Raw genomic sequence first — 12,297 nt, 5'->3', positions numbered from 1 at the left:
TATCCAGCACAAACAGCCAGCTGGCATGTCATCCGCCAAACGGGCATTTCTGAAAGACTGTTCAGTCTTCGTCAAACCAGTCCGGGTCGGGCAGCGAGGCAAATACCTGGCGCAGCCCACTGGCCCAGCGCCCGCGCAGTTGCTGGAAGTATTCGTCGCCCTCGTCAATCCGGTGCGGCACCAGTTCAGCAAAGCTGTCGGTACGATAGCGCAGGGTTTCCATCGGCAAACCGACCGACAAATTACTGCGAATGGTGGAGTCAAATGAAATCAGCAGGCATTTCAGTGCTTCATTCATTGAGGTGTCGTGGCGAATCACCCGGTCCAGAATCGGCTTGCCGTATTTGGATTCGCCAATCTGGAAAAACGGTGTGTCGGTGGAGGATTCAATGAAATTGCCCTGCGGGTACACATTGAACAGCCGGGGACGCTCGCCGCGAATTTGCCCGCCCACCAGAAACGAACAGCCAAAATCGATGCTCGACGCCTGCTGGCCGGTGTCGCGGTCCACCACTTCACGCACGGTTTCCCCCACCAGTCGGGCGGCATCGTACAGGCTGGCCACATTGAGCAGATGCTCGCCATCGTGGCCGGTGCGCGTGCGCAGCAGGCTGATCACCGATTGGGTGGTGGCCAGATTGCCGGAGTTCAGCAGGACAATCGCCCGCTCGCCCGGTTGCTGGAACAAATGCATTTTGCGAAAGGTGGCGATATGGTCCACCCCGGCATTGGTACGCGAATCAGAGGCAAATACCAGGCCGTCTTTCAGATTCAGGGCTGCACAGTAAGTCATGGTCGTCTGACAGGTCACAGTGAGAGGTGGCAGCATTATCCGGTAAAACCGGGTCAGGGGCACCTGCCCGGCCAGATTCTTCCGCCTATTGTTGTGCCGACTGTTGCGCGGCAGGCAGCATCTGCCCGGTGGGGTCGGCGCTGGCAAGATTCACCATGCGCTGACCGCGCACCGGGCAGGCATCCAGGTAGTCCATGCCCACCGCCAGCTTGACATGGCAGGGGCCGGCAGCCTGACCGTGCTGGACATCGTAACTGGCCCAGCGCCCTTCCAGCCAGACTTCGGCCCAGCCCTGCGGGCTGACTTCGCCGGTGTGTGGCTCCAGCACATAGCCACTGACATGGCGGGCGGGCTTGCCCAGCAGGCGGGCGGCGCTGATAAAGGCGTGGCTGAGTGCGTGGCTGTCGCCACAGGCTTGCTCAAACGCTTGTGCCGCCGACAGCGGCGTGCTGGCATAGCCGCTGCGCAGGGGCATGGCGTCGGCCAGCCGTTCCATCAGGCTCCACAAGCCCTGACGCGGCTGGGCTGCCACGGCGGCAGTCAGGCCCAGGGCAAATTCGGTGAGCGCGGGTGAGCTGACCGTCAGCGCAGTATGCCGCAAAAACACCCCGGGTGACAGACCATCGTCATCGTCTTCCAACTGTGGCTCCAGCACTTCCACCTGGCCGGTGGCCAGCACGCTGATCTCATGGTGCGGGTAGTCCAGCGTCAGCACATGCTGGCAATTGCCATAGGGGTCGCGGCCACTGGAGGCACGCGCCGGCAGGCCCAGCTGCCAGCTGAGCACCCGCTGGCGGCGCGAGCTGGATGGCGTCAGGCGCAGATACTGGGTGGAATGGCGCATGCGCGCATCGTAGCGATAAACCGTGCGGTGGCTGATGTCCAGTTTCATAGCGCCTCCATATAGGCGGTGTGCAGCAAGGCGTCCAGTTCGGCGGTCTGGCCAAGAAAGTGGTGCAGATAGTTCTGCATGCCCTGGGCCAGAATGTCCTGAATGTCGCCGTACATCAGTGCGGCGGCCATTTCGGCAGCCAGTTTTTTGGCGTTGCGGCCACGCGGGCCGGCAATTTGGGCAACGATCTGGCTGATTTCGCCAAAGCACGCCGCCAGGCTGCGCGGCACATCGGGGTTGAGAATCAGCAGCTCGGCCACCTTGGGGGCGCTGACCGTGTCGTGGTAAATCGACTGATACGCATCGTGGGCGCTGACCGACTCCAGCAGTGCCACCAGCGCATAATGATCGGCCATGCCGGCGCGGTGGTGGCGGTAGCGCAGCTTGAGCAGGCGCGCGGTATTGTCGGCGCGTTCGACAAATGTGCCCAGACGGATGAAGCGATACGCATCGTCACGGTGGATGGTGCCGTAGGTAATGCCGCGAAACAGGTGTGAGCGTTCGCGCACCCAGTCGCCAAACCGGGCCAGGTCAGCCGGGGGCTGCTGGGCGGCTTCCTGCATGCCCAGCCAGGTGGCGTGGATGTTTTCCCACATTTCGCCAGTCAGCGCGCCGCGCACGGCATCGGCGTTGTCCCGTGCCTGGAGTAAACAGGAATGAATGCTGGCCGGATGGCCAGAAAAGCCCAGAAACGCCCACAGGGTGCGCGCATTGATCTCCTCGCCATGGCGGGCGGCAAATTCCGCCTCACTGTCGGTCAGCCGCAGCGGGGCAGACATATCGTCGCTGTGGGTGCTGCGTTTGAGCAGCGCCAGGCTCTGGCTGACGTCCAGCACGCGCGCCAGGTTTTCCGCCCGCTCCAGATAGCGGGACATCCAGTACAGGTTGGCAGCAGTTCGTGACAACATCAGGCGTTCTCCACAATCCAGGTATCCTTGGTGCCACCGCCCTGAGAGGAATTCACCACCAGCGACCCGGCTTCCAGCGCCACCCGGCTTAGCCCGCCGGCCACAATCCGCGTGTCGCGGCCACTGAGCACAAACGGGCGCAAATCCACATGGCGCGGGGCAATGCCGGCTTCCACCAGGGTGGGGCAGGTGGACAGCGCCAGGGTGGGCTGGGCAATGTAATGCGCCGGCTTGGCCAGAATCCGCTGGCGGAAGTCGGCAATCTCGCTGCGGCTGGCCAGCGGGCCAATCAGCATGCCGTAGCCGCCACTGCCGTGCACTTCCTTGATCACCAGCTCGGGCAGGCGGGTAAGCGCATAGGCCAGATCGTCCGGCTTGCGCAGCTGCCAGGTGGGCACATTATTCAAAATTGGCGTTTCGCTCAGGTAAAAACGGATCATGTCCGGCACAAACGGGTAGACCGACTTGTCATCAGCCACCCCAGTGCCCGGCGCATTGCACAGCGCCACCTGGCCCTTGCGGTACACCGACAGCAGGCCGGGCACGCCAAGCAGGGACTCCGGATTGCCGGCCAGTGGATCAAGAAAATCCTCTTCGATGCGCCGGTAAATCACATCCACGCCCTGCAACCCGGCGGTGGTGCGCATCCACACCCGGTCGTTTTTCACCAGCAAATCCTGTCCTTCCACCAGCTCCACGCCCATTTGCCGGGCCAGAAAGGCATGCTCGAAGTAAGCCGCGTTATGCCGGCCAGGGGTGAGCACCACCACGGTGGGCTGTTCCACCGGGCTGGCTTCGCGCAGGGTTTGCAGCAGCAGGTTGGGGTAATGCTCGACCGGGGCGATGTCCATCCGGGTGAACAGCTCAGGAAACAGCCGGCGCATCATCTTGCGGCTTTCCAGCATATAGCTGACCCCGGATGGCACGCACAGATTGTCTTCCAGCACATAAAACTGGCCGTCGGCGTGGCGGATGATGTCAATCCCGGCCACATGGGCGTACACCTGGTTGGGCAGCGCCAGCCCGTGCATGGCCACCTGGTAGAGCGGATTGCCCAGCACCTGCTCGGCGGGAATCACCCCGGCGCGGACAATGTCTTGGGTGTGGTAAATATCATGCAAAAAGGCGTTCAGCGCCTGCATCCGCTGGCGCAGGCCGCGTTCCAGCACGGCCCAGTCGCTGGCCGGCAGCACGCGCGGGATGATGTCGAACGGAATTTGCCGGTCGCGGGCGTAGGCGTCGCGGCAGACGCTGAAGGTGATGCCGTAACGGCGAAACAGCAGGTCGGCTTCGTTGCGCCGGGTGGCCAGCGCCTCGTCGCTCTGGCTGTTCAGCCAGTCGGCATACTGCGCGTAATGGGCGCGCGGCGCAGCAGCGTCGAACATTTCGTCGTATAGCCCCGAAGCGGGCAAGGTCAGGCTGGGCATGGCAGCAAATCCGGCAGGCAGGCTTAAGCTTGTCAGTCAGCAAGCGCCGTGCCATGTCTGCAGTGAACAGACACCAATGTGACAGTGCGGCATGCACCAATAAAGTGCGTGCTGCACCGTCACGCCACAGCCATGCCTCGCCAGAGGGCCACAATACGCCACTCAGCGATCTGGCCACCGCTGCCCATACTGGCTAATTCAGTTTGCCAGCCGGCACCAGGGCATCATCGCCGGCGCTTTCCGGCAGAATGCTGATGGTCACCCGCCGGTTGCGGGCGCGACCTTCGGCGCTGTCGTTGCTGGCAATCGGGCGGTTTTCTGCCCGGCCAATGGCCACCAGCCGGCTGGAGCCGACGCCATGTTCCACAAACAGGCGCACCACACTGCCGGCACGGGCGGCAGACAGCTCCCAGTTGGACGGATACGTGCTGGTGCGGATCGGGCGGTCGTCGGTATAGCCTTCCACCCGGATGCGGTTGGGGTAGCCGCGCAGCACGCCGCCCAGGCGGCCCAGCCAGCCGCTGGACGCCAGCGAGGGGGCCGCCTGGGCGGATTCAAACAGCGCGCTGTCGTTGATTTCCACCGCAATGCCCAGCTCACTCTGGGTGACCCGCACCTGGCCGCGCTGCATCAGCGGGTCGAGCAGCTGACGCACCTGGGCGGCCAGCTGGTTCATCCGCGCATCCTGTTGCAGCTTCAGCGTGGTGGCCACCTTGCTGGCCAGCGGCTTGGCATCTTCCACCGCCACCATGGTGTTGGCACTACCGGACTGGCCGAGCAGCTTGGGGGCAATTGCCCCCTGGTTGAAGGCGGCAATCATCGACTGGGTCATCTGCTTGTACTTGCCCTCGTTGATCGACGAGATGGAGTACATCACCACAAAAAAGGCAAACAGCAGGGTGACAAAGTCGGCGTAGGACACCATCCAGCGTTCGTGGTGATCCGGGTCTTCTGGGGGGCGGCGGCGCATGGGCAGTCCCTGGTTCGATGGTGGTCTCGGTCGATTACTTCAGTTGCAAGGCATGGCTGCCCTGCAGCAGGCCCAGCGACAGCCCGACGCCAAAGCGCTTGGCAAAGCGGTCGATGAAATCTTCGCCGGGGGTGATGTCCTGCACATGTTCGGTTTTCACCAGATCACGCGCCACGCTGTCTACCGTGCCGTAACCGTCCACCAGCCCCAGTGGAATGCTTTTTTCACCCAGCCAGTACAGGCCGGAGAAAATGGCCGGATCGTCTTTCAGGCGCTTGCCGCGCCCGGCTTTGACGACATCGATGAACTGGCGGTGAATGTCATTGAGCAGTGCCTGACGGATGGCTTCGTCTTCCGGTTTGCGCGGCGAGAATGGGTCGGCCATTGCCTTGTGGCTGCCGGCGGTCATCAGCCGGCGGTCGATGCCCAGTTTTTCCATGGCACCAGAAAAACCAAAGCCATCGGACAGCACGCCAATCGAGCCGACAATGCTGGCCTTATCGACAAAAATCTTGTCCGCCGCCGCCGCGATGTAATAGCAGCCAGAGGCGCAAACTTCTTCCACCACCACATACACCGGAATATTCGGCTGTTCGGCTTTCAGCCGGCGGATTTCATCGTTGACCATGCCAGACAGCACCGGGCTGCCGCCAGGGCTGTTGGCACGGATGATGACCGCCTGGGTGCCACTGTCCTTGAAGGCTTTTTGCAGGCCCTTGATCATGCGTTCGGCGGTGTGGTTTTCCGTGCTGATTTCACCGCTCAGGTTCAGCAGCGCGGCGTGCTCCCCGCCGGTCAGCCCGGTTTCGCCGTCATCTTCCTGGCGCAGGATGCCCACCACCAGCAAAATGGCCAGTACCAGCCAGGCCAGGCGAAAAAACAGCTTCCATTGCCGGCTGCGCCGTTGTTCGGTAACCGAGGCCAACGCCAGTTTTTCCAGCACTGGCCGTTCCCATTGTGGATCGCTCATGGCGGTGTTCCTGTGTAAGTGCCGGCCAGCCACAGCTGGCCGTCATGTTCTTCGATGGCAATCGACGTCAGTCGCCGGCCAGGACACGGGCCGCCCAGACAGACACCGCTTTCCGGATGATAATAAGCACCGTGCATGGCGCAGACCAGATACTGGCCGGACAGGTCAAATAAATCCCCCTCCACCAGATCCAGCTCCACCGGCACATGCGCGCAGGCATTGAGGTAGGCGTACACCCGGTCGCGGTAGCGGATGGCAAATGCCGGGCGGCCATCGGCCAGGGTAAAACGCAGGCCAGGCTGGCTGTTCACCAGCGCGGCGCTGGGGCCGATCAGGCCGACAGGCGTGGGCTCAGCCATGTGTCCAGCGCTCCAAATGAATCAAAGCAGCCCAGCGGCGACAGCGCGTGCAGCGCGTCTACCGGGTGAGCCCCGTAGCTGACCCCGGCGGCCCAGGTGCCGGCATTCAGCGCCATTTGCAGGTCGTGGGTGGTGTCGCCCACCATCAGCGTGCGTCGCTTGTCCACCCCAAGCACCTGGGTGAGATCGTCAAGCATCTGTGGATGGGGCTTGGAATGGCACTCGTCCACCGTGCGGGTGGCGACAAAGCAGTCGGTCAGCCCGGTGTGCTGCATCGCCCGGTCCAGGCCGATGCGGCTTTTGCCGGTGGCCACCGCCAGCAGCACGCCGCGCTGCTGGTAGTGGGCCAGGGCGGCGGCCACGCCGTCAAACAGCTCGATCACGGCATCGCCGGCCAGATAGTGGTGGCGGTAGGCTTCCACCATGTCCTGATAGCGCGCTGACGGCAGGCCGGGGCAAACATGGCGCATGGCGTCCACCAGTCCCAGGCCAATCACATGGCTGGCGCGGCTGCGCTCAGGCACTGGCAGGCCCAGATCGGCACAGGCGCGCTGGATCGAGCGGGTGATGTGCGCGGTGGAGTCCATCAGGGTGCCATCCCAGTCAAACACGATCAGGTCGAAGGCGGCAGTGTCGGCAGGCAGGTTCATGCGCTCAGGGTATCCAGAAAAGATTGCAGTTCGCGGGGCAGCGGCGCTTCCAGCGTTAACGGCACGCCTGTCAGCGGATGGTCCAGCCGCAGCCGCCAGGCGTGCAGAAACATGCGCTTGAGGCCTTGTTTGTGCAGACTGCGGTTATAGGCAAAGTCGCCGTATTTTTCATCACCGGCAATGGCGGCCCCGCTGGCGGCCATATGCACGCGAATCTGGTGGGTGCGGCCGGTTTTCAGCTGGGCTTCCACCAGCACAAAGCCGGGCAGGCGCTTGAGCACATGAAAATTGGTGTGCGCGCTCTGACCTTGGTCCGACACCTTGACCCGACGTTCCCCGTCGGGCAGGTTGAATTTCAGCAGCGGCAGCTTCACCTGCTTGCGCGCCTCCGCCCAGTCTCCCACCCCCAGCGCCTGATAGCGCTTGTCCATGCGGTTTTCGCGGATCATTTCATGCAGCTTGACCAGCGCCGAGCGCTTTTTGGCCAGCATCAGCAGCCCGGAGGTTTCCCGGTCCAGCCGGTGTACCAGCTCCAGAAAACGGGCATCGGGCCGGGCGGCGCGCAGTTGTTCAATCACCCCGAACGATACGCCGGAGCCGCCGTGTACGGCCACCCCTGCCGGTTTGTTGATTACCAGCAGCGCCTCGTCTTCGTAGATGATGGCGAACTCCTGCGCGGGGGCCGGGCGGGCAGCCGGATCGGCGCTGGCCACCCGCACCGGCGGAATGCGCAGCACATCGCCTTCGCGCAGCCGGTAACTGGCGTCAATCCGGCCTTTGTTGACCCGTACTTCACCACTGCGCAAAATCCGGTAGACATGGCTTTTGGGCACGCCTTTGAGGAGTCGGAGCAGGAAATTGTCGATGCGCTGGTCGTGCCCGGCATCGTCCACCGTCACAAAGGTGACGGAGTCTTTACGCAAGTCTGTCATTTTGCTTATACTTCGCGAACCGGGGCGGGTTGTGGATAACCCGTGAATCCCCGGTGAATAAGTTCGGGAAACACCAGACTCTTGTCGCCTCATCGCCCCGACGCGGTGGCCGAAGACGTGCGCAGAACGCACCTTGATCGGCATCGTCCATGCGGCGGCGACACGGTTGTCTCGCTCACCGAAAAGCAGCGATGGTAAAGCATTTACGCGCAATACGCACTCACCAGAATTCCGTTTTCCGGCGACCAAGCCCGCCGGAAAACCATGCAGCAAAGTTTGACCCGACGCGGTTGCCCAAAAACGTTATTTCGTGCCTGCCCCTTGTTGAAACCTTATTGTCAGGGTGGGCCCATTGAAAAGATTGCCCGCTGTCAACGGGCGAGATTCCGCACCTTTTCGGCACCGCGAAGACAGGAAAGTCGGCTGACCTCATGCCGTATTGCTCTTTAGTGAAGACTTCCTTCGGTGAATGCCCTCCAGACGGGCTGTCGAAAACTTGCTGCACCGTGCACTGATATTTCCGGTCGGGCACACAGGTTCTGCCATGGCGGCAGGGCCGGTGTGCCCGGATTGCCTGTCCAGGCCCGTCTTCTGCCGGGCGCTGCGCCGGCCCGTTGCCGGCCTGCAGTGGAGATATCAGGTGCCGTTGGCCGCTGAAACCAGGCCAACCCCTGCGTGAGTGCCGCGCAGGAAAATTTATGAAACGCATGTTATTCAACGCAACGCAGGCTGAAGAGCTGCGCGTTGCCATCGTGGATGGGCAAAAGCTCATTGACCTTGATATCGAGACCGTCGGCAAGGAGCAAAAGAAGGGCAATATCTACAAGGGCGTGATCACCCGCATCGAGCCCTCGCTGGAAGCCTGCTTTGTCGACTACGGCACCGAGCGTCATGGTTTTTTGCCGTTCAAGGAAGTCTCCCGCGCCTATTTCCGTCAGTTTGACGGTGGTCGCCCGCGCATTCAGGATGTGCTGCGAGAAGGCCAGGAGCTGATTGTTCAGGTGGAGAAGGACGAGCGCGGCAACAAGGGTGCCGCCCTGACCACCTACGTCAGCCTGGCGGGCCGCTATCTGGTGCTGATGCCCAACAATCCGCGTGGCGGCGGCGTGTCGCGCCGCATTGAAGGCGAAGAGCGCAACGAACTGCGCGAACTGCTGGCCCAGCTGGAAAGCCCGGCCGGCATGAGCCTGATTGCCCGCACCGCCGGCATTGGCCGCACGCTGGAAGAACTGCAGTGGGACCTGAACTACCTGCTGCAACTGTGGACCGCCATCGAAAGCGCTGCCGGTGCGCAAAACGCGCCATTCCTGATTTTCCAGGAAGGCAGCCTGGTGATTCGCGCCATCCGCGACTACTTCCAGCCAGACATTGGCGAGATCCTGATTGATACCGAAGAAATTCACAATCAGGCCCGCCAGTTCATGAGCCATGTGATGCCGGGCAACGTCAACCGGGTCAAGCTCTACAAGGACGACGTGCCGCTGTTCTCGCGTTTCCAGATCGAACACCAGATCGAAACCGCGTTTTCCCGCGCCGTCACCCTGCCGTCTGGCGGTGCCATTGTCATCGACCACACCGAAGCGCTGGTGTCGGTGGATGTCAACTCGGCGCGCGCCACCAAGGGCAGCGACATTGAGACCACCGCGCTGAACACCAACCTGGAAGCCGCCGACGAAATTGCCCGGCAGCTGCGCCTGCGCGACCTGGGCGGGTTGATCGTGATCGATTTCATCGACATGGAAAACCCGAAAAACCAGCGCGAAGTGGAAAACCGCCTGCGCGAAGCGCTGAAAACCGACCGCGCCCGCGTGCAGATGGGCAAGCTGTCGCGCTTTGGCCTCTTGGAGTTGTCGCGCCAGCGCCTGCAGCCCAGCCTGGGCGAAAGCAGCCACATGCCGTGCCCGCGCTGCCATGGTACCGGCTTTATCCGTGGCATCGAATCCTCCGCCCTGCACATCCTGCGCATCATTCAGGAAGAGGCAATGAAGGACAACACCAGCGCCGTGCATGCCCAGGTGCCGGTGGACGTGGCCACCTTCCTGCTCAATGAAAAGCGCGCCGACCTGTTTACCGTGGAAGCGCGGCTGAAGGTCAGCGTGGTGCTGATTCCAAACATCCATCTGGAAACCCCGCACTACAAGATTGTGCGCCTGCGCGCCGAAGATCTGCCGGAAGGCGAGGAACCCAGCTACAAGATGGTAGAAGCGCCCAGCGAAGACAGCGCCTATACCTCGGCCCAGCAGGAAAAAGCCAAGCCAGAGCGCCAGCAGGCGGCAGTGCAGGGTATTACGCCGTCGCAGCCCGCCCCGGTGTCCGTGCGTGACCAGGAAGCCAGCGCGGCGGCTGCGCCCGCTGTGGCTGCAGCAGTAGCACCGGCGGCTCCGGCCAGTCGCCCGGCTCCGGCAGCCCGCCAGCCCGCCCCGGTGGTGACTAAGCCAGCCCAGCCAGGGGTGATGGCCCGTCTGGTGGGTTGGGTGAAGTCGCTGTTCACCACCGAAGCGCCGGCTCCGGTTCCGGTGGCAGAACCCGTCAAACCGGCTGCCGCCAACCCGCGCCGCGAAGGCAATGCCGGCCAGGGTGGCCGCCGTGACCGCCGTCCGAACCGCAGTCGCAACGAAGACGGTCAGGCACCTCGCCGCCGTGACGATGCCAGCCCTCGCCCGGAACGCGACAGCAACGAGCCGCGCGCTGAACGTGAGCCGCGCGCCCCGCGTGCTGAACGCGGCGAACGCCCGGAGCGTGGTGAACGTCCGGAACGCAACGAACGCCCGTCTCGTCCGGAACGCCAGGCCCTGCGCCATGAAATGCGTGAGCGCGAGGAACGCGAAGCCCGTGAACAACCCCCACGCGAAGCCCGTGAACCACGCGAACCGCGTGGCGAACGCCCGAGCAGTGACGCAAACCGCAGTGAGCGCCCGGAACGTCCGGAACGCCGCCGTCGCCAGCCAGAAGTCAATGCACCTGAAGTCGTTGACACCCCGGCAGTAGACGCACTGGAGCCGCGCCAGGCCGAAGTGGCGGCGCTGGAAGCCGCCAGCCCGGATGGCGTGCCAAGCGAAGCCGGCGAACGCCCGGAACAGCGCAGCCGTCGCCGTCGTGGCCGTCGGGGTGGCGAACGCCGTCGTGATGACGCCGCTGCGGTGGAAGGTCAGGAAAACGCCGTGGTCGCTGACGCAAGCGAACACATTGCGCCGCTGGCCGTTGCCGCCGTCGCCAGCGTGGTTGCTGCCAGTGTGGCGGATGCCGTCGAAGTGCCCGCTGCCGTGGCAGCAGACAGCCCGGCGGTGGCCGTCCTGCCAACCCCCGTGATGGCCACACCAGTGCTTGAGCCCGCACCGGTTCCAGAAGAGCTTGCCCCTGCTGCACCGGCAGACAGCCTCCCGGTCAGCGTCGACGCCGCGCCGGTTGCGGTCGAGGCCGTTGCCCCGGTCGCGCCGATTGCTCCGAGCATGCCTGCTGCTTCTGTGTCCGTTGCAGTTGCCGAAGCGATGCCGGCAGCACCCGTTGAACCGGTCATGGTCATGGTGGAAACCCGTGCTGACGACCCTGTCGTCATCCCTGTCGCGCCGACGACCAACGTTGCCGAAATCCTGCGTGCGGCCCCGGTGGAACCTGCTGTCGTGGTTCAGTCTGCACAAGACGATAGCCCGGTGCTGGTGCAAGTGGAAACCCAGGTCGATGCCGTGACGACAGCGGTGATCAGCCAGGTAGACGCTGCTCCTGCACCGGCTGTCATCCCGGAACCCGTCACTGCCGAGGCGGAACCCTTGCCGGCTACCGTGTCGGTTGCCCTGGAAACCCGCCTGACTGGCGCAGCCATGGCTGCGCCAGTCAGTGTGGCTGAAGCGATTGCCCTGGTGGCCGAACCGGCTGAACCGGCAGCAGACGCTAGCGTCGTGGTGGAGGCCGTTGCAGAGGTGCCAGTGGAGACCGTTGCTCCGGCGGAAGCCGTGCCGGTGACGCTGCCTGTGGCTGCGCCGGCCCCTGCCGTCATGGAGTCGCCGCTGGATCTGGGCGGGCTGATTCTGGTGACCACGCAGGTGCAAGATGCTGCGCCGGTGGCGACAGAACCCACCTTGCCGTCGCGTCGTCGCCGCGCCGATCTGCAGGCTGGTGCCGCAGTACACACCGCCGAGAATGTGCTGCAACAGGTGGAAACCGCATCGCTGATTGCGCCGGTAGAAGTCAGCGCAAGCCTGCCGCTGCCAGAGCAGGCTCGTCGGGCGAATCGGGTGGTGCACGCTGCCACTGAAGAAGCGGCTGCGATGGTGCAGGTCGAAACTCGCTGACCCTGGTTGTGGCCATTTTGCCGCTGCATCAGCGGGCAAAATGGCCACAACAGCAGATGTGAGCAAGTTTTTGCAAAAAAGCCTTGACCAAACTGTCTGAATTCAGT

At 63.3% G+C, this 12,297-nt stretch carries 10 protein-coding genes; 1 reads left to right on the top strand and 9 read right to left on the bottom strand.

What is annotated here, in order from left to right; all coding sequences use genetic code 11:
• Window positions 1-61: 61 nt before the first annotated feature.
• From BXU06_RS10420 to BXU06_RS10380, 9 genes are all read right to left on the bottom strand, one after another.
• Window positions 62-793: a proteasome-type protease gene (locus BXU06_RS10420; RefSeq protein ID WP_077299298.1), complete on the bottom strand. Its 732-nt coding sequence runs from the start codon at window positions 791-793 to the stop codon at window positions 62-64.
• Window positions 794-878: 85 nt separating this feature from the next.
• On the bottom strand, window positions 879-1,685 hold the full coding sequence (locus BXU06_RS10415; RefSeq protein ID WP_077299296.1) for a transglutaminase family protein: 807 nt from the start codon (window positions 1,683-1,685) through the stop codon (window positions 879-881).
• Entirely contained in the window at window positions 1,682-2,593 is a 912-nt protein-coding gene (locus tag BXU06_RS10410; protein WP_077299294.1) for an alpha-E domain-containing protein, read from the bottom strand. Before BXU06_RS10410 ends, BXU06_RS10415 begins: the two co-directional genes overlap by 4 nt.
• The gene (locus tag BXU06_RS10405) at window positions 2,593-4,020 is read right to left on the bottom strand and encodes a circularly permuted type 2 ATP-grasp protein (RefSeq protein WP_077299292.1); all 1,428 of its coding nucleotides are present in this window, start codon (window positions 4,018-4,020) and stop codon (window positions 2,593-2,595) included. Before BXU06_RS10405 ends, BXU06_RS10410 begins: the two co-directional genes overlap by 1 nt.
• Window positions 4,021-4,213: 193 nt before the next feature.
• On the bottom strand, window positions 4,214-4,990 hold the full coding sequence (motD, locus tag BXU06_RS10400) for a flagellar motor protein MotD (RefSeq protein ID WP_077299290.1): 777 nt from the start codon (window positions 4,988-4,990) through the stop codon (window positions 4,214-4,216).
• 34 nt (window positions 4,991-5,024) lie between these two features.
• Complete coding sequence (locus BXU06_RS10395; protein ID WP_077299288.1) at window positions 5,025-5,960, bottom strand: S49 family peptidase; 936 nt, start codon at window positions 5,958-5,960, stop codon at window positions 5,025-5,027.
• Window positions 5,957-6,319, bottom strand: a complete 363-nt coding sequence (locus tag BXU06_RS10390) for a Rieske 2Fe-2S domain-containing protein (protein WP_077299286.1) — start codon at window positions 6,317-6,319, stop codon at window positions 5,957-5,959. The genes BXU06_RS10395 and BXU06_RS10390 overlap by 4 nt, the downstream gene beginning before the upstream one ends.
• The gene (locus BXU06_RS10385; RefSeq protein ID WP_077299284.1) at window positions 6,292-6,969 is read right to left on the bottom strand and encodes an HAD family hydrolase; all 678 of its coding nucleotides are present in this window, start codon (window positions 6,967-6,969) and stop codon (window positions 6,292-6,294) included. Before BXU06_RS10385 ends, BXU06_RS10390 begins: the two co-directional genes overlap by 28 nt.
• On the bottom strand, window positions 6,966-7,901 hold the full coding sequence (locus BXU06_RS10380; protein WP_077299282.1) for an RluA family pseudouridine synthase: 936 nt from the start codon (window positions 7,899-7,901) through the stop codon (window positions 6,966-6,968). The genes BXU06_RS10385 and BXU06_RS10380 overlap by 4 nt, the downstream gene beginning before the upstream one ends.
• A 698-nt stretch (window positions 7,902-8,599) precedes the next feature.
• Between BXU06_RS10380 and BXU06_RS10375 the strand changes: the two genes are divergently transcribed.
• A complete protein-coding gene (locus tag BXU06_RS10375) occupies window positions 8,600-12,190 on the top strand; it encodes an Rne/Rng family ribonuclease (protein WP_077299280.1) in 3,591 nt (1,196 codons plus the stop codon).
• Window positions 12,191-12,297 lie beyond the last annotated feature (107 nt).

The organism is Aquaspirillum sp. LM1 (genome assembly GCF_002002905.1).
GTDB lineage: Bacteria > Pseudomonadota > Gammaproteobacteria > Burkholderiales > Aquaspirillaceae > Rivihabitans.
Note: the sequence above shows the minus strand (reverse complement) of the source record. Positions and strands in the feature narration are given on the sequence as shown.

What these genes read in the sequence shown, in the direction of transcription:
- BXU06_RS10390 (WP_077299286.1), bottom strand. Translation starts at nt 6,319, where the DNA reads ATGGCTGAGCCCACGCCTGTCGGCCTGATCGGCCCCAGCGCCGCGCTG.
- BXU06_RS10380 (WP_077299282.1), bottom strand. Translation starts at nt 7,901, where the DNA reads ATGACAGACTTGCGTAAAGACTCCGTCACCTTTGTGACGGTGGACGAT.
- BXU06_RS10410 (WP_077299294.1), bottom strand. Translation starts at nt 2,593, where the DNA reads ATGTTGTCACGAACTGCTGCCAACCTGTACTGGATGTCCCGCTATCTG.
- BXU06_RS10385 (WP_077299284.1), bottom strand. Translation starts at nt 6,969, where the DNA reads ATGAACCTGCCTGCCGACACTGCCGCCTTCGACCTGATCGTGTTTGAC.
- BXU06_RS10395 (WP_077299288.1), bottom strand. Translation starts at nt 5,960, where the DNA reads ATGAGCGATCCACAATGGGAACGGCCAGTGCTGGAAAAACTGGCGTTG.
- BXU06_RS10415 (WP_077299296.1), bottom strand. Translation starts at nt 1,685, where the DNA reads ATGAAACTGGACATCAGCCACCGCACGGTTTATCGCTACGATGCGCGC.
- BXU06_RS10375 (WP_077299280.1), top strand. Translation starts at nt 8,600, where the DNA reads ATGAAACGCATGTTATTCAACGCAACGCAGGCTGAAGAGCTGCGCGTT.
- BXU06_RS10405 (WP_077299292.1), bottom strand. Translation starts at nt 4,020, where the DNA reads ATGCCCAGCCTGACCTTGCCCGCTTCGGGGCTATACGACGAAATGTTC.
- BXU06_RS10420 (WP_077299298.1), bottom strand. Translation starts at nt 793, where the DNA reads ATGACTTACTGTGCAGCCCTGAATCTGAAAGACGGCCTGGTATTTGCC.
- motD (WP_077299290.1), bottom strand. Translation starts at nt 4,990, where the DNA reads ATGCGCCGCCGCCCCCCAGAAGACCCGGATCACCACGAACGCTGGATG.